At 48.4% G+C, this 17,480-nt stretch carries 15 protein-coding genes; 4 read left to right on the top strand and 11 right to left on the bottom strand.

What is annotated here, in order from left to right; all coding sequences use genetic code 11:
- Positions 1-48 precede the first annotated feature (48 nt).
- The 3 genes from C7B65_RS21830 to C7B65_RS21820 form a co-directional block, all read right to left on the bottom strand.
- The gene (locus C7B65_RS21830; RefSeq protein WP_073074737.1) at positions 49-2,148 is read right to left on the bottom strand and encodes a hypothetical protein; all 2,100 of its coding nucleotides are present in this window, start codon (positions 2,146-2,148) and stop codon (positions 49-51) included.
- Between the two features lie 717 nt (positions 2,149-2,865).
- Positions 2,866-3,102, bottom strand: a complete 237-nt coding sequence (gene rpmB, locus C7B65_RS21825; protein ID WP_073074736.1) for a 50S ribosomal protein L28 — start codon at positions 3,100-3,102, stop codon at positions 2,866-2,868.
- Between the two features lie 81 nt (positions 3,103-3,183).
- The gene (locus C7B65_RS21820) at positions 3,184-4,452 is read right to left on the bottom strand and encodes an aspartate aminotransferase family protein (protein ID WP_073074735.1); all 1,269 of its coding nucleotides are present in this window, start codon (positions 4,450-4,452) and stop codon (positions 3,184-3,186) included.
- 154 nt (positions 4,453-4,606) lie between these two features.
- Between C7B65_RS21820 and C7B65_RS21815 the strand changes: the two genes are divergently transcribed.
- The gene (locus C7B65_RS21815) at positions 4,607-6,193 is read left to right on the top strand and encodes a cation:proton antiporter (RefSeq protein ID WP_073074734.1); all 1,587 of its coding nucleotides are present in this window, start codon (positions 4,607-4,609) and stop codon (positions 6,191-6,193) included.
- A 180-nt stretch (positions 6,194-6,373) separates the two neighbouring features.
- On the opposite strand, the gene C7B65_RS21810 is transcribed toward C7B65_RS21815, so the two are convergent.
- The 4 genes from C7B65_RS21810 to C7B65_RS21795 form a co-directional block, all read right to left on the bottom strand.
- Positions 6,374-7,051: a potassium channel family protein gene (locus tag C7B65_RS21810; protein ID WP_073074733.1), complete on the bottom strand. Its 678-nt coding sequence runs from the start codon at positions 7,049-7,051 to the stop codon at positions 6,374-6,376.
- A 70-nt stretch (positions 7,052-7,121) separates the two neighbouring features.
- Positions 7,122-7,349, bottom strand: a complete 228-nt coding sequence (locus C7B65_RS21805; protein ID WP_219898695.1) for a glycogen debranching protein — start codon at positions 7,347-7,349, stop codon at positions 7,122-7,124.
- Between the two features lie 57 nt (positions 7,350-7,406).
- Positions 7,407-7,898: a GNAT family N-acetyltransferase gene (locus tag C7B65_RS21800; RefSeq protein ID WP_073074732.1), complete on the bottom strand. Its 492-nt coding sequence runs from the start codon at positions 7,896-7,898 to the stop codon at positions 7,407-7,409.
- Between the two features lie 95 nt (positions 7,899-7,993).
- Complete coding sequence (locus C7B65_RS21795; RefSeq protein WP_083583195.1) at positions 7,994-9,214, bottom strand: RNA polymerase sigma factor, RpoD/SigA family; 1,221 nt, start codon at positions 9,212-9,214, stop codon at positions 7,994-7,996.
- 714 nt (positions 9,215-9,928) lie between these two features.
- Between C7B65_RS21795 and priA the strand changes: the two genes are divergently transcribed.
- Positions 9,929-12,445, top strand: a complete 2,517-nt coding sequence (gene priA, locus C7B65_RS21790) for a primosomal protein N' (RefSeq protein ID WP_106254126.1) — start codon at positions 9,929-9,931, stop codon at positions 12,443-12,445.
- Between the two features lie 17 nt (positions 12,446-12,462).
- Here priA and C7B65_RS21785 read toward each other — a convergent pair whose 3' ends face one another.
- A complete protein-coding gene (locus C7B65_RS21785) occupies positions 12,463-12,966 on the bottom strand; it encodes a hypothetical protein (RefSeq protein WP_106254125.1) in 504 nt (167 codons plus the stop codon).
- Between the two features lie 42 nt (positions 12,967-13,008).
- Positions 13,009-14,121 carry a tRNA preQ1(34) S-adenosylmethionine ribosyltransferase-isomerase QueA gene (gene queA / locus C7B65_RS21780; RefSeq protein ID WP_073074730.1) on the bottom strand — a complete coding sequence of 371 codons (1,113 nt, stop codon included), beginning with the start codon at positions 14,119-14,121 and terminating at the stop codon, positions 13,009-13,011.
- A 153-nt stretch (positions 14,122-14,274) separates the two neighbouring features.
- On the opposite strand from queA, the gene C7B65_RS21775 reads away from it, so the two are divergent.
- Positions 14,275-14,682 (top strand): hypothetical protein, encoded by a 408-nt coding sequence (locus C7B65_RS21775; RefSeq protein WP_425320473.1) that lies wholly within the window; start codon positions 14,275-14,277, stop codon positions 14,680-14,682.
- Between the two features lie 4 nt (positions 14,683-14,686).
- On the opposite strand, the gene C7B65_RS21770 is transcribed toward C7B65_RS21775, so the two are convergent.
- Positions 14,687-15,202 carry a YraN family protein gene (locus tag C7B65_RS21770; RefSeq protein ID WP_073074728.1) on the bottom strand — a complete coding sequence of 172 codons (516 nt, stop codon included), beginning with the start codon at positions 15,200-15,202 and terminating at the stop codon, positions 14,687-14,689.
- 201 nt (positions 15,203-15,403) lie between these two features.
- Between C7B65_RS21770 and C7B65_RS21765 the strand changes: the two genes are divergently transcribed.
- Positions 15,404-15,877 (top strand): pentapeptide repeat-containing protein, encoded by a 474-nt coding sequence (locus C7B65_RS21765; RefSeq protein ID WP_073074727.1) that lies wholly within the window; start codon positions 15,404-15,406, stop codon positions 15,875-15,877.
- 5 nt (positions 15,878-15,882) lie between these two features.
- Here the strand turns inward: C7B65_RS21765 and C7B65_RS21760 are convergent, their stop codons facing one another.
- A complete protein-coding gene (locus C7B65_RS21760) occupies positions 15,883-17,280 on the bottom strand; it encodes a proton extrusion protein PcxA (protein WP_073074726.1) in 1,398 nt (465 codons plus the stop codon).
- Positions 17,281-17,480 lie beyond the last annotated feature (200 nt).

The raw sequence follows: 17,480 nt of genomic DNA, 5'->3' as shown, positions 1-17,480 counted from the left end.
GTTGCGTTGATCTTCCCGCATCAACACCCGAAACCCTAGAACTCATTCTCAGTAATTTTTAAGATGCGTTTGCCCTGCCGAAAACTCCCAGCCGTTAGTGCCTTGACCTGTGAAGAAGTTAGACTGCAACTGCTGGTTTTTAGCACCTGTTGCCCCATCAGCAAACTGAGTCGGCAGAAAATTGATCGATTGGTAAAGGGTTGAGAGTGTGCCAGGGTGAACCGTGCTGGCAAGACAAGCGACGGGATAATCTCGGTCTTTAGCCGCGTGATAAACGGCAGTCGTCTGCACCGCAGATAGATTATCTCTGAGAGTGCGGCGCTGCAAGTCTAGATGCTTTAAGTTCTTCGTTGCATCTGCTGCATTTGCTTGACTGATTGGATAAGGCGCGATCGTCGGAGGATAGAGCGGATCACCTTCTCGTTCGTCATCTGGGGCAATATTGCCTGATGTTTGAACCTCCACATAATCAGGGTTGGTAGTTCCCCCATTGGGTGTCACCCAAGTATTGAGATTTCCCAGTTCTAGCCTTTCGCCGACGAGAATTCGCAAACCGTTGAATCTGGCTCGACGCTCCCAGTAGCCGTCTAGACCCACCCCACTTCCAGTGCTTCCTACACTATTATCATCCTGCGTCAAAATTAGAGTTTCGCTGGTTGAAGGGATCGGTTTACCCATGTCTCCAGATGGCACAAGCCTGTCAGTGTCACCTGTCCCATATTTGGGTTTAGGACCCCAGCGATCGTCGGCTCGATATAAATCATCGACGTAAGGCTTGTCTTGACTCTTGGAACTGATGCGCTCGGCTAATCCTGGATCTTTAAGATTCTTCCAGTCGTCTACGTCTGCTGGTTTTCTGGTTGCTACACGATACTGATATTTGTCTTCAGTCAGGATAAGTTTTGGGTCGATCGAGACATCATAAGGGCCGAGCGTAGTGCCCTTAGTAGAGTCAGTGCCACTGTTTAGCTCTACTTTCCTAGGAGTGGTGTCATAGATATAGATGTTAGCTTTACCGTCGGTTTTATTGTCTCCTATCCTGCCTGCAACAACCGTGCCTTTAAAGTCAGGCGTATCGGTGACTGTGATTCCAGAGTTCTCGGCAGGGTTGAATAGACAGGATGCAGGAGCGCTAATCAAGTGGGCAGTGAAGTTGCTACCACCGAGCATCATGCTGCCTTCAGTGTGCATTGCCCCGTTCCAGTTGAAGGGCGGGTTTGGAAAAACTTCTAAATCATTACGGAACCAGGCTCCCCACTTGTTGCCTCGGTTAAGCTGACGGTCTTGATGAAACTCCAACGTCACCGCCGTTGAGTTTGCCGCGTCTGGGATGACCATCGCATCCACCTGAAAATTTTTCCGAAGAATCGAAGTATTGCCCCCTCGATCTTCAAACCAGCCGCCTTCAGTGCCTCCAGCCCCAGAGCCACATTGAACGGCGCTTGACTCTTTACTGAGCGGACCGTGCCGAACCCACAACTTCTGCGCTTTCTGAGAGTCTGTTTTTTTAAGTAAAAGTTCTTGAGGGTTTGCGGTTCCTTCGGTAGGGTTGCTAAAGATAACGGAGTAAATGACGGTTGCATCTGGCGTTCCGTTTCCGTCTGTATCTGTGCGGAATGACCAAGCATTATCGGCTCCGCCACCGTTTAAGTCTACTCGCTGTTCGTCGGGCAGCGAGTAGACATCGATCGACTTGCCATCTTTATCTTTAGCTGCTGACAGCCGTGGGAGTGCGGCTCCTGGAGAGTCTTCATTTAGCAACATTGACAGCAGACGACCCTCGCTAGGCACACCGCCAGGGTAGCGATTGTCCTTGGTGGCATCAAACAGAAACTCTAGCTTAGAGCGGGCCCGATCGATCGCCGGAGTCGCAGCGTTATAAATGATCCGCTGCTGATTTTCCCCGATCACCTGAGCGTTGCGATTATAAGCCCGATAAGTCAGCGCGCCTACGGTGAGCGTGACCACCAAAATCAGCAAAACGGTCGTCGGCAAGACAAAGCCAGAGTTGGCGAGTCTAGTCCCTCGATTTTTCTTTAATGCACTTCGGAGCAGCCAATTAACTAGCCCCTTGGTCACAGTTTGCTGAAGCCTCTTAAGGGCATGGAAGAAACCCTGAATTGCCTTGACGAGTTTGCGATTTGACATAGCTGCTGTTTTTGCAGAAAAAGTGCGAGTTCAGAAATTCAGTCTTTGATTAGTCGAGGGGCGATCGCAGAAAATTCGGGTTTACGATCGTAGAACTTACATGAGTCCTAGCTTATCCATGGTCAGGCATTGACCCACTATCTAGTCAATCGATGGTCAGGAGAGTTTATCAAAACTCTATATATCGTTGGCTGATCTTTCTACTATCTTGATAAATCGAGGCGATCGTCAACCGCAAACCTACGGGCTCGACTTGTCGATCGGTTCAGAGCGACCAGGACAAGTTCTACAGCTTTTGAAATTACGGACGAAAGATTACGGACACATGAGTTTGAGGTGAGTGAATACCGTTAATTGGCAGGTTCTACTTTGCAAAGATCATACAAGCACTGAATTTGTTTTTTAAAGTTTCTGTGAGGTTGGATGGAACAATATTACCCACCTTGCTTGAAAGAGCCATCATTGCACTAAAAATATTCTAATAGATGAATTCAAAAAGAATTTAGGCAAACAAGGAAATGAAATGGTCGTAGGGGTAGCGCCCCCGTGCCTACCCTCCCCAAACCGTGCCTACCCCTGACGGAGGGCAACCCCGGGGGGATTGCCCCTACCCAACTTGTCGCGGCGTTCAGCAATGGCAGAATTTATAAACACAACAAAACTGGGGTGATCACACATAAATCACCCCAGCCGCATTAAAATAAAACAATTTATTTTTTATAGCCGACTTAAATCGAGTCCAGCTTCTTTAGCAAAAGCACTGAGGCTCTTGAGTTCTAAAGTTTTGATTGCCTTGGTGGAAAGCCGCAACCTTACCCAGCGTTTGCCTTCTGCCCACCAAACTCTCTTCCACTGCAAATTGACTTCCTGCAATTTTTTGGTGCGACGGTGAGAGTGGGAGACGGCCATGCCGTTATTTGCCTTTTTTCCCGTCAGTTGACATTTACGTGACATATTAGCGTCTCCGAATTCTTTGATGCGATTTCATACAGTCCTCTATTGTATACACACTGGGCGCTTATTCAAGAAGAAAAGCTAAGACACTGCCGCAGTCAGCGCTCGATCGACCGATTGCAGGGCCCGATCGACTTCTTCACTTGTGACAATCAACGGCGGCACAAAGCGCAACACCTTCGGGCCCGCAGGCACCAAGAGAACGCCTTCATTCATTGCCGATTTGACGATATCACCAGAAGTGAGCACCACATCCGCCACTAGCTCCATGCCGTTGATCAAGCCCCAGCCGCGCACCTCATCCACCAGCATCGGAAACTTTTCGGCGAGTTTTTGCAAACCTGCCCGAAGTTGTTCGCCCCGATCGCGCACATTTTCTAAAATGTTGTCTTGCTCTAACGTGTGGCAAACCGCTAAAGCCACTGCACAAGCAAAGGGGTTGCCGCCAAACGTACTGGCGTGATCCCCAGGCTTAAAGACATTGCAGAACGACTTGCAGAGCAGCGCCCCGATCGGAATGCCCCCCCCTAACCCTTTGGCGGAGGTGAAGACATCTGGCTCAATGCCTAGATTCTCGTAGCCCCAGAGATGACCCGTCCGACCCATGCCCACTTGCACTTCGTCCATCATCAAAAGAATGCCAGTTTCGTCACAAATCTCACGAACGCGCTGAAAATAGGCAATATCTCCTGGACGTACGCCGCCTTCTCCTTGAAGACCTTCTAGCAAAATGGCTGCAACTTGACGCTGATCGCGATCGAGATCCGCAATGGTGGCTTCTAGGGCTGCAATGTCGTTGTAGGGCACATAGTGAAAGCCAGAAACCAACGGCGTAAAGCCCTGATGATATTTAGGCTGTCCGGTCGCGGTGATGGTGGCGAGGGTTCGTCCGTGAAAGCTGGCATGAGCCGTTAAAATGATTGGGTTCTCAATGTCGAGAACGGTGTGGGCATACTTTCGAGCTAGCTTGATTGCGCCTTCATTGGCCTCTGCGCCAGAGTTGCAGAAAAAAGCTCGATCGGCGCAAGAATGCTCGACCAGCCACTTTGCAAGTTCGCCCTGCTGCGGAATGTAGTAGAGATTAGAGACGTGGTGTAAGGTTTGAATTTGCTGAGTCACCGCCGCCACCATTGCCGGGTGAGCGTGACCCAGTGTGCAGGTCGCGATTCCGGCAACAAAATCGAGATATTCGCGCCCCTGGTCATCCCACACTCGACAGCCCGACCCTCGCTCTAACGTTAAGGGAAAACGCCCGTAGGTGGTCATCACATAATCATCAAACTCAGCCTGGCTATAGGGTGCGGCGAGTGGAGCAATTGTGGAGGGGCTAACGAGGGTTTCTGGACTCACAGATTTAATCCTTAAACGCGAGGTGGAATTGGGTCGAAATGGGAAGCGTGATCTGAGTTCTCATTAATAGAACCTTTGTTCAGTTTAGTTGAAGAAACTGACAAGCGGGGCACGGTTTGTGGGGAATTGATGACGTTTGAGGAGTTGCGGATTGATGATACAAATACTTGCGTTGGTAGGGGGCGATCAGGGGCATTTTGCCGAACTGGTAACCGTTTTAATTATTTTGCTGTTGGTGGCAACGATCGTGGCCCTACTATCTCGTCGGCTGCGGGTGCCTTATGTGAGTGGACTAGTTCTAGCAGGATTGGCGATCTCAGAAGTGCTGCCCCGTCGCATCGGACTAGATTCTTCCCTGATCATTAATTTGTTTCTGCCAATTCTGTTATTTGAGGCATCGATTAACACAGACATCAGCCGATTACGAAGTACTCTCAAGCCGATTTTGCTGTTGGCGGGCCCTGGCGTTGTGATTTCTTGCGCTGTAACGGCGCTCTGTCTAAAGTTTGGGCTGGGTTTAGCTTGGGTGCCAGCGTTATTGGTCGGCGTGATTTTGGCGATTACAGACACGGTTTCTGTGATTGCCATCTTTAAAGAAATCTCGGTTCCGTCGCGGCTGATCACGATCGTAGAAGGAGAAAGCCTTTTTAATGACGGGATCGCATTGGTGCTGTTTAGCCTGATTCTCAAGTTTTATAGCACTGGGTCAGTCACGATCGGTGCAGGCTTAAAGGAACTGGTGATCGTCATTGTGGGCGGTCTGATCGTGGGATTGGTGCTGGGATATTTGGGGATCGGGCTGTATGTGCGATCGGAAGACGACCCTCTCAGCAGTATTTTGTTGACTGTAGCGATCGCCCTGAGCGCCTTTCAGATTGGTCAATTTTTGGGGGTTTCAGGGGTCGTTGCGGTCGTGGTTGCAGGTTTAGTGATTGGTAATTTAGAGCTTTCTCGCAGTGTCTCCGCCTCTAGCCGCATCACGGTTTTGAGCTTTTGGGAATATGCAGGATTTGGCGTAAACACGTTTATCTTTTTGCTGATTGGGCTAGAAATCAATCTCTCGACATTAGGAAAGACACTGCCTGCGGTTTTACTCGCAGTTTTGGCTTACCAAACGGGGCGGTTTCTCTCGGTTTATCCTTTACTTGCAGTCGTAGGGAAGTTCGATCGCACCATTCCTTTTCGGTGGCAGCACGTTCTTTTCTTGGGCAACATCAAAGGGTCGCTGTCAATGGCGCTTGCCTTGAGTTTGCCTATAAGTCTGGCGGGGCGAGAAGAACTAATCGCGATCGTGTTTGGAACTGTGCTGTTATCCCTCGTCGGTCAAGGGGTCAGTCTTCCCTGGCTCATCGGACGGTTGAAACTGTCTCACACTTCAGAGTCGCAGCAGTGGATTGAAGGATTGCAATCTCAACTAATGACTGCGAAAGCCGCGCAGGATGAGTTAGACACGCTGCTGAAAGGAGGCGTTTTGCCCAAATCGATTTATGAAGAAATGCGATCGAGCTATCAAATTCGAGTTGCGTCTGCGGAGCGATCGCTGCGAGACTTTTATAATCGCCGCTCAGACAAGCAAACCAGCATCAATCATTCTCACTTTGAGGCAGTGCGTCGCCGATTGCTGTTAGCCGAAAAAAATGCCCTCAACGATGCCCTCCGTAAGCGAATTTTGTCTGAGGAAGTTGTTCGATCGCGCTTAAAAGCCATTGATGAGAAGCTATTGGCACTAGAAGACGACTAATCAAGCGTGAATTCTCAAGCGTGAATTCGATGAAGCTTTTCGCTACGGTTGCAAATCCGGGCTGCCCCCTAAATCCCCCAAACTTGGGGGACTTTGAACCCAAATTCCGGGCTTAAAGTCCCCCAGAATTGGGGGATTTAGGGGGCTGAAGCGCTGAAGAACGAAGCGAACTGACGTTAATCAAACACACTTTTGAATGAAATCAATCATCTGATGCATGACTCCTGGCTTTGTGGCGATTAGCACCGTCGATTCTGGCTCTAAAACGGTGCTTCCGTTGGGGATCGCTAAATCCATGTGAGCGTGAGGCTGATAGCCGATAATCAGTGAACCGCTAGGAAACTTAGGATCTTGAGCCACTTCGGCAACACTTCGCCCCACAACATTGCAGTTTGCAGAAATCGATAGCTTGACGACTTCAATCTGACCTTGCTCAAAATGCATCATTGATTCCACTTCGGGATATTCAATCACGTTGACCATCGTGGAGACGGCAAGCTCGATCGCGTTAATCACATGAGTCGCACCCGCAAACCGATAAGGTTCGGCAAAATCTCGATGGCGCATTCGCACGACAATATGCGGCACTCCATAGTGGTTGGCAAGCGTCACCATTGCCAGGTTCAGCGCATCGTCTCGCAACACCGCAGCCAGCGCATCTGCCTTGCGAATTCCGGCTTCTATGAGAATCTCGGTGCTGACAGCGCTACCTTCAAAAGCAATCACCCCTAGCTGTTCACGAGCATAGCGACAGGCAGCAGGGTTAATATCGATGATCGCAACGGTGTGCCCTAAATCGACTAATCGCTGTGCCAAATTGAGTCCGATTAGCCCTGCACCCCCAATCAATACATACATAGCGATCGCTCCAAAAGTTCTCTCTGTCCTTCTTATAGGCTAAGGAAGATTTAGAAAATTGGTGCGTTATCTAGTTCAACTTCAGGGCGCTTGCCGGAACGTCTTCCCAGGAAGTGACCGTGCGAATGCGGGCAACCCAGCCTTCTGACTTTTGAATGGCGGTGAGATTTTCTTCAAAAGCTGCGTGACATTCTTGGGCCTGAGTTTCGTCACAGCAGGCGATGCAGGCATAGAGAAGTCCTGACGGATCGACTTGTTCATTGACCCAAATAGCCACGATCGTTGCCTCGCTTTCCATTAGATCCCTGCTCTCGTTTTACAAGACTGGGGACACTTTGCCAATAGCCACAGTGTTTTAATCATTCTGTTGCGCCATCGCGGTCAAAGCATCACCTGTGACTCGACACGTCCGCCAATCGGGAAGAACGGTCGCTCCCATGCGCTGATAGAATCCGATCGCAGGTTCGTTCCAATCTAAAACGCTCCACTCTAAACGCCCACAGCCACGATCGACCGCTAACTGAGCCAGATAAGTCAGCAAGGCTCTGCCAATTCCCTGATCTCGATATTCAGGCAAAACGAATAAGTCTTCTAAATAGATGCCTGGTTTTGTCAAAAACGTTGAGTAGTTGTGAAAGAAAAGCGCAAAACCCACGACCTGTTCTGTATGTTCGGCGACGATCGTCTCTATATAGGGTCGAACACCAAACAAATGATCGGCAAGCTGATCTGGGCTTCCTGTAACCGCATCTGATAATTTCTCATACTCCGCCAGTGCTTGAATTAAAGAAAATAGTGCGGGAACATCAGCAGGCGTTGCGAATCGAATGGTGAGTGGAGAATTCATAGCGAAATTTGAACTTCAGACTTTAGATTCTAGATTGAACTTCAACCCAAAACCCAAAACCCAAAGTCCAAATTGATTAAATTGCGGAGTTTTGTCTAGCCCAGCCAGCCTTTTAGTCGTTCTGCGATTTGAGGTCGCCGCAGCTTCCGCATCGCCTTGCTTTGAATTTGTCGCACCCGTTCGCGAGACAAGTTAAAGATGCCGCCGACTTCTTCTAAGGTGCAAGGTTTGCTAGTCGTCAGACCATAGCGCAAAGAAATGATGTCTTTCTCGCGCTGAGTCAGCACATTTCCCAAAACCTCCCAGATTTCTTGACGCAGCATGGTTTCGGTCATCTGCGATTCGGGTGATTGGGTGTCTCCATCTTCTAGCAAGTCCATTAGTTCGGTGTCTTCGCCCTTGCCGACTCGGTGATTGAGCGATAAGGATTGGCGACGCACCTGCTGAAGATGCTGTAGCTGCTCGACGTTCAGTTCTAACGACTCTGCAAGTTCTGCCTCGGTTGGATTGCGATTTAGCTCTCGCTTGAGATCGCGGTGTGCTTTCTTGAGCTTATTGAGCTTTTCAACAATGTGAATTGGGAGGCGAATTGTGCGGGCATCGTTGGCGATCGTGCGCGTGATTCCCTGCCGAATCCACCAATAAGCATAGGTCGAAAACTTATATCCTTTATCAGGATCAAACTTCTCAGTGGCCCGGTTTAGCCCCAGCGCCCCTTCTTGAATCAGATCTAGAAACGGCACGCCGCGATTGAGATATCGTTTAGCGATCGAGACCACGAGACGCAAGTTTGATCGAATCATCTTCCGCTTGGCGACTCGGCTGCGGTGTAGGCGGTGTTCTAACTGACGCTCATTCAGCCCAATTTTGGCGGCTAACTCAATTTTCGTAGGAATGCGCCCCAATTCTTGATAAACCTGGCGGTGCAGTTCCTCCATTTCGACTAGATATTGCACTCGTCGAGCCAGTTCTACTTCCTCATCAGGCTTAAGGAGGGGATAGCGCGCCATTTCTTTAAAGAATGCTCCGACCGCATCATCGGCGATCGTTTTGCTATAGCCTGCCGATCGTGCCGTAGCGATCTGATCGACTTCAGCTTCATCGATAGACTGCTCGACATCTGCCATTTCGGCGGCGACATCTTCCAGCCCTTCGAGATCAGGTTCTTCTAGCTCAACAATAGGGGCACCTTCAAGGTCGGCATCTGGAGCTAGTTGCAGGGAGTCAACTGAATCTAAATCAGCAACGTCTATTGCAAAATCTAATTCACGATCGGAGAGAATTCCTGTGTTAGAACTCTTGCTTTGTTCGTTCATATGAATACAGTATCGAGGTAGTTTTACTCAACGCGTCTGAAGGAGAAAGCTCAACAAAAATCGCAGGGATTTTATGATTTTTACGAGCAAAATTAGAGATGACTACAGAACCTAGGGTTGCCTAGTCAGAGGTCGTTCAGGTCGGTTGACCTATGGCTATGAAAGAAAAATACTTTAATTAGACCTTTATAGAATCGGTCTTCAATGCCCTCCCCATCGAGTATTCTTGACAAGTTTTTATGGATGATTTGATTGCAGACCGATCAGTCTATTGGAAATTAGTAACCTCATTCAAATTGAAGAATTCTGCTGTTAGGAAATCTTCAATAGTTCCGATCGGTAAAAGCAGTTCCGCATGGTTTTGAGTTTAGTTAGATCCTAGCGGTAGCAACAAAACTTTCCGTAAGCCTTGAAACAAAATGCGTCGGAAACTTGCTCTGTGCTCCTTGGACTGCTCTTACAGACTCCCACACCCGATCGGGTTTGCATCTCTATCGATAGTGAGAAAGTTGATCGCAATTTTTTGCATTTGTCTGCTAATCTTATTCAGCCCAGAGCGATCAAGCTTTTCCGTCTGTTTTTTCTCAGGCTAAAATCGATGAATAAGTTCAATTGAACTAGTTAAAAATCGAGTTTGTGTCCTGAGTTACCAAGCGTTGAGATCCGCGATCGTCTGTTAATTCGTCAAGATTCTTACGCCTAAAGCATTTTGATATGTTTGAGTCTTTGTCTAGCGCTGTAATTGCTTCTGTTGCTGAACCATCGGCAACCTACTCGATCGAGCCGCCACAAAATCGTTGGGTTGAGGTGCTAGTTGATTGTCCGGGTGCTCAAGGGTTTTACACTTATAAGCTGCCGATCGACCTGCAAGTTCAGACGGGTGACATATTAAGTGTGCCGTTTGGGACACAACAAGTCGGTGCGATCGCGATTCGCTTTCTCGATGCGCTGCCGCTAGATCTTGACCCTAAGCAAATTCGAGAAGTCGAAGCGATCGTCAGCGCTGGTTTTTTTCCATCGTCTTATTGGAGTTTGCTGAGTCGGGTCGCGCATTATTACCACACTTCTTTAATGCAAGTGGTGAAAGTTGCGCTGCCGCCGGGATTGCTGACGCGATCGCAGCGTCGAATCCGATTACAAAAACAAACCATTCCCGATGCTTTCCTTACCGCCTCGGCTCAACAAATTCTCGACGTACTCAGAGCCAGCAAAACAGGTGATTATTCGTGGCAGTTTGTGCAACGACAGGTGCAAAACGCCAATCGAGGGCTGCAAGAACTTCTGAAACGGCAGCTTGTCGAAAGTTATTTAGAACCTCCTAAAACTGTTCGCCCTAAAGCAAAACAGGCTGTGACGCTGGTGAAGACTGAGTTTTTGCCAGATTTAACCGATCGTCAGCGCGAGATTCTAGAGATGCTCAAGCGTCAGGGCGGTGAAACCTGGCTCAACGAACTGCTGCAAATGAGTCACACCAGTTCAGCCATGCTCAAAAAGTTAGAGAGCAAAGGCTATGTGGTGATCCAGCTTCGAGAGGTGCTGCGGGCAGAGCAGGGCGGCACGACACAAGCAGATATCTCTCGTAACTTAACGCCTGAGCAAGCCGATGCTTTGGCGCAAATTCGTCAGCAGTCTGAATTTACTCAAGTTTTGCTGCATGGCGTAACTGGCTCAGGCAAAACCGAAGTCTATCTACAAGCGATCGCGCCCATTTTAGAGTGTGGTCAGTCTGCTTTGGTGCTGGTGCCAGAGATTGGATTAACGCCCCAGTTAACCGATCGTTTTCGGGCCCGGTTTGGCGATCGAGTCTGCGTCTATCACAGCGCTCTCTCAGAAGGCGAACGCTACGATACTTGGCGACAGATGTTGAGCGGTAGCCCACAAGTGGCGATCGGGACGCGATCGGCAATTTTTGCCCCACTGCCCCACTTGGGTCTGATCGTCCTCGATGAAGAACACGATTCCAGCTTTAAACAAGACCAGCCAGCCCCGTGTTATCACGCTCGCACAGTAGCTCAATGGCGCGCCGAGTTAGAAAACTGTCCTTTGATTTTAGGTTCAGCAACGCCCTCTTTAGAATCTTGGGTAGCTGCAAAGGATGAAAAAAGAGAACCTCATCCCTCGCTCTATTTGTCTCTTCCTAAACGGGTTTACGATCGTCCCATGCCTGCGATCGAAATCGTCGATATGCGACAAGAACTGCGCGATCGCAATGGCTCGATTTTTAGTCGATCGCTCCAGTCTGCGCTGCGGCAACTCAAAGAGCGGGGTCAGCAAGGCTTATTGTTTATTCATCGACGAGGACACAGCACTTTTGTCTCTTGCCGCAGTTGTGGCTATGTGATGGAGTGCCCTCACTGCGATGTGTCTCTGTCTTATCACCACACTCACGCTGACGCAAAACCGCTTTTGCGCTGTCATTACTGCAACCACGCTCAGTCTCAACCGTCTCACTGTCCGGCATGTGAGTCTCCTTATTTCAAACAGTTTGGCAGCGGCACTCAGCGAGTCACCGAAGAATTAACGCGGCAGTTTCCTGACTTGAGCGTGATTCGGTTTGATAGTGATACCACTCGGGCAAAAGGCGCTCACCGATCGCTACTCACCAATTTTGCTCAAGGCGGTGCAGATTTGCTGGTCGGAACGCAGATGCTCACTAAAGGCATCGATCTGCCTCAAGTCACTCTAGTAGGCATCATTGCAGCAGATGGGTTATTGAATCTACAAGATTTTCGAGCCAGTGAACGTGCCTTTCAAACCCTCGTTCAAGTTTCGGGGCGGGCAGGGCGAGGCGACGAACTAGGACGAGTCATTCTGCAAACCTACGCACCAGAACATCCTGTGATTGAGGCGGTCAAACGTCAGGCTTATGAGCCATTTGTGGCTGCCGAGCTTGAGCAGCGAGAGGCGCTTAACTATCCGCCTTATGGACGGTTGATCTTGCTGCGGTTGAGCGGAGTCAACCCCGTGGCGGTGCAGAAAGCCGCAGAACGAGTGGGAGAATTTTTAGAGCGATCGTTTAAAGCTTTACGAAGCGAATCGCAGCCTGACTGTGAATTGCTTGGGCCGGCTCCTGCTTCGATTTTGCGAGTTGCCCGTCGCTATCGCTGGCAAATTTTGCTAAAAGTTCCGTCTCAGGTTGAGACTGGGCTGATTGATTGGGAGGCGCTGCGATCGCACTGCGGATCAACGGTGAGTTTAGCGATCGATATCGACCCAATGAATCTGATGTAGCAGAAAATCAGATTCCCTCAGTTTCGATTTTGGATTAGCTGCTCCACAATTCCAGTCAATCGTGAAACTACATCAGCCTGCTGTTTAGCTACATCAGCCTGCTGCTTGGTCGTATCTGCATTTTCGCGAATCATTGCTTTAATTTCTGCTAAATCCTCTCTAAAAAGGTTACTTGCTTGCTCTTGCCGTTCGCCTTGCCGAGCGATTTGCTCCCCTTGACGAGTAATCTGTTCGCCTTGACGGGTGATTTGCTCACTCAAGCGATCAATCGCGGCTGTTTGCCGTTCGCCTTGACGAGTAATCTGCTCACTCAAGCGATCGAGCGAGGCTGTTTGCTGTTCTCCCTGTTGTCTGACTGTTTCAGCAAGATCACGATTCACGATGATCTGCTGACGGATCATTTCTTTGATTTCTGCCGTGTCGGCTCGAAATTCAGTCAAACCTTCGGTAAGTCTGCCGACGTGAACCGTCAGAATCTCTAAGTTTTGCTCGATCCGGTCTATCTTCTGGTCTGTGGTCATCGCGAACACTCGGCTTTCTATCAGTTGAGATCAGATTGTAAACTACAAACGATCGCCGCATTCTCTAGTCAAATCTATTTTTGCTTCTGGCAAAATAAGCATGGCATCTCCAAACGAATAGAAACGATAGTGTTGCTCGATCGCGTCTTGATAGAGCTTGAGCAATCGTTCTCGTCCGATTAAAGCACTCACTAGCATTAACAAACTGGATTTAGGCAAATGAAAATTTGTAATCAACCCTTCCACTACGCGCCATCGATAGCCGGGGTAAATAAACAGCGAAGTTTTGCCGTAGTAAGGCTGAATCTCACCCGTTTGAGCGGCAGCTTCTAGCGATCGCACACTCGTCGTTCCGACTGCAATCACTCGCCCGCCTCGATTCTTAGTTTGACGAATTTGCTCAACGGCTTCAGGCGATACCTCAACCCATTCCCCGTGCATTTGATGGTGCGTGATGTCTTCTGTCTCAACAGGACGAAAGGTTCCCACCCCGACATGAAGGGTCACAAATGCCTGATCAATTCCCTTTTGTTGAAGGCGATCGAGCAGCTCTGGCGTAAAGTGCAACCCCGCAGTTGGCGCAGCGACCGCTCCTAGACGATCGGCATAAACGGTCTGATATTGCTCTGGTTGAGAATCGCGATCGGTAATGTAAGGCGGCAGGGGAAGTTGCCCAAACTGATCCAACACGTCAAGCAAAGAGTGGTTGCCGGAGATTTCAAACTCGATGATTCTGCCTCGCGTCGCCTCGTCGCTGGCAATCACGATCGCGCTCAAGCTGATAGAGCAGTCTGAACGCAAGGGAGTAAACAGAATTTTGCTGCCAGGTTTTAGTCGTCTGCCGGGTTTAACCAGCGCTAACCATTGATCTTTCTGCTGTTCTTCTAACAACAGCACTTCTACCTCAGTGCCGCCAGGTTTTTGCCCATAGAGTCTTGCTGGAAGCACTCGCGTGTTGTTAAGAACTAGCAGATCTCCAGACTTGAGCAAATCGGGTAACTCGCGAAAAATGTGGTGACTATGCTGAGTCTGATCGTCTACAACCAACAGTTGAGCGCTATCTCTGGGGATCGCCGCAGTTTGAGCAATTTGCTCTTTTGGCAACTCATAATCATAAGCAGAAAGTAAGAAGTCGGCATCCACACGATCGAGCATGAGTGATAGCAGTTAATTTTCTTATTAAATCACGAGAGCTATTCGCGCTCTACCTACTCCCGTTTTTAAAATTGGGTGAATTTACGCATAAGATGTCGGGTGCATTCACCCTACTGGCTCTGAGCATTTGAAGAGATTATAAAGAAGTAGCATTTGCTCGATCAAACGGATATGGAATACCTCTACTACCTCGCGAATGCCAGTCTCACCCTGAGAATCGTTGAATATCTTCACTCGATGGATCACCTGCCCGTTGGCTTTATGACCGTGATTCATCAGATTGATGGTTGGGTAGTCAAGGTGAAAATGAGCCAGGCTCTCTCACCTCAACAGGATGGCGACTTACGCGCATTCCTAAACGAGTTAGGCATCTCTTATCAACCCGGCATTCGGGTACAGATGGCACTTTGGGGTCTAGAAACTGGACAGTCGCCGATCGACGTGATGCAACGCTACCAAGTTGCGGTCGTTTCTCATGGCACCCCCGATCGTCAAGAGATTGAAGAATTTCGTAAGCAATTTGTTCAAGGTTTGGGCTACTGTCCCGAAACATTGGCATAGTCATTTAGAGAGTGAACGCTTCGGGGATGTAGTGATGAAGCGTGAGTTGATAGCCTGCGATCGTGCGAGTCATCGGTAGATCTGACTCAGCCGGAAAAGGCAATTGAGATTTCTGTAGCAACAAAGAGCCGGGGGTTAAATCTTGTGCTCTTTTTTTTGGGGCAGATTGACAACGCACAAGCGCCACATCAAATTGGCAGGGCAGCGTTGCCAAGTCGGGGTGAGCCATCAGAAACAACTGAGCGGTTTGCCAAAGCTTTTTCTGCTTGCTAGGCGTGATGGCTAACAGTCCGTCACTGTCCCAATTGCCCTTGCTGCGAGTTTTGACTTCCACAAATGTCAAACACTGAGGCATTTGAGATTGAGCAATCACGTCAATTTCTCCCAAACGGCAGTGCCAGCGGTGATGCAGAATTTGCCAATCTTGCGATCGTAGCCAGTCTGCAACGAATTCTTCGCCTAAAACGCCAATGGTCGCCCTAGTGTTTTTAGCAAAACTGGAGGATGCAGGTGGGTTCACAGATTCAGGTACTATCAAAGTAGATGACTTGGGATGAGAACGTCTTCGCTATCTGACGGTTTACTCTCAAGGTGCCCAGATTATTTGCTGCAATAAACTGTTAGATCCAAGAGATAAAAAATGAGTTGTCCTCCTAACGTCCTATCTGTTCAATCTAGGCAATGCTGGTTCACTGAGTTGCGTCTAGCTATCTCTTTGCTGATGAAAAGGTTTGTTCTAGTTTTGTTGTTTTGGCTGTGGGTTGTGGGCATGATTTCTGACCCAGTTCTCGCAGAAGACTACGACAAAGATTTTTTGGTTCGCGCCGACTTTTCTAATCGAGTCTTGACTGACTCTAGTTTCACGAAGGCAAATCTGCGAGAGATCAACCTCAGCAACAGCGATCTTCGAGGAGTGAGTTTGTTTGGTGCCAATTTAGAAAGTGCAAATCTGCAAGGGGCAAACCTCAGCAACAGCACACTGGATACGGCTCGATTTGTGAATGCAAATCTGACGAATGCGATCTTAGAAGGAGCATTTGCCTTTAATGCGAAGTTTGAGGGAGCGACGATCGAGGGAGCCGATTTTACAGAGGTTGAGTTTCGAGAAGATGCTCAAAAGCTGCTCTGCAAATCAGCAAAAGGGGTTAACCCGGTGACAGGTCGAAAGACACGAGACACGCTTGATTGTGATTAGAAAAACTATTCGTTCATTGTCTTATAGGTTGCCACTGCTGACGGTGAAATTCGGTTGAGATAACGGAAGATCCAGTATTTGAAAATCGTATCCAAAATCACTGGAAACGTCGCAATAAACAAAAAGATGAAATTGTGACTAGCCGGAAGTCCAAAGTGTCTTGCGATTCCTTCTAACAACACTTCCCAACCGTGCGGAGAGTGAAACCCTACAAAGATATCTGTGAATAAAATAATGATGAATGCTTTAGCGCTGTCACTTAAACCATAGACAATTTCATCAATGAAAGACTTAAAAATAGCAATCTCTCTTTTGCTTTTGAGTAGCACGATCGTCAGCGCGATCGCCGCCAAAATATCGGAGATCCAGTTTTTAATTGCGTCTCCACTTTGATAAGCAAAAGTGTCCGCGATTTCTCCTGCTTTCTCCTTCACTCTGGCTTCGATTTCTTCGCCCACGATCGGAGCGCGACCCAGAGTTTCACTGACTAAGTTTTCAAAATTGAGCAGTTCTTCATAGCGTTTCAGTTCTCCAAGAGCCTCTTCTGCCATCTCAGAATTGATGAAAATGCTGCCTTGTTCCTCCGCTTTAAATTGCCTAGAGATCGCCGCTCCGAAGGCGAAGTTGTTAGACAGTAAGATGTTTCTGGAAACTTGCTGCACCAGCAACGGAACTAAAATCAAAGTTAGGATAAATCTTAGTGCTAAAACAGTTTTAACTTTAGAACTGCGAAATGTTTGAACGACTTCCTGTTCAGATTTAGGGTCTAAGTCTCGCTTGAGACGATTTAACGTTCCTAAGATTGATCGAGGTAATAAACCCGTTTTGTCAGAGACCGTTTCAAAGTCGGCAATCCGATCGGAGTTAGGCGCATAAGAAACCGCATCAATTTCGTCAAGATTGATGCTCACGGCACCATTATTATTGTCTTGAATCGGAACCAATGAGGTTGAAGAAACCGTCAACAAATTTTCTGTGTGATATCTTGCTAACACCTCGTCAATAAACCTGAGCTTCTCGATCATGATGGCGGGTTTATCTCTCGCCATTGGCACTAATCGAGAAGAAGCTACTTCGGGTGTCTCGCTCATTCTTAACGGGCGATCGGACAGAGCAGGATTCGTGACATTTAGAGTTGATCGGCTGAGTTTGAATTCTGAAAGCCCTAGCCGCACTGTCTTGAGATATTTCTTCAGATCCGCTTCAAAAAAAGCGAATACATTCGGACTCATATTCGTCGAATTGGGTGCGATCTTTTTGCTATTAAAATGTTCATCTTCGATCGCTTTAATTTTTAATGCAGAATCATAAGCTTGGTCTAAAGCGCGATCGGGTGTTTCTAAATACCACCGTTCGGCGCGGGTTAGATAACTCTTAAATCTAGCAAAAATTGATGTTTTCATGGCACAAACTTAAAATCGCTCTCCCTCGGCTGTAGTGATTTGACCACAATTTGCGGGTCAGAGACAAGTTGCTTATCTGCTCAGTTGCAGCAATCACTGAGTAATATTGAACACGGTATAACTGAAGAGAACATGTTGATTCAGACAGTGTAGAGAGAATAAGCCAAGCCGTTTTGAAATCAGACGATCGTTGACACAGT

The organism is Phormidesmis priestleyi ULC007, assembly GCF_003003695.1.
In the GTDB taxonomy this organism is placed as follows: Bacteria; Cyanobacteriota; Cyanobacteriia; order Leptolyngbyales; family Leptolyngbyaceae; genus Phormidesmis_A; species Phormidesmis_A priestleyi_A.
The sequence above is the reverse complement of the archived record's forward strand: the minus strand, read 5'-3'. Positions and strand labels throughout refer to the sequence as shown.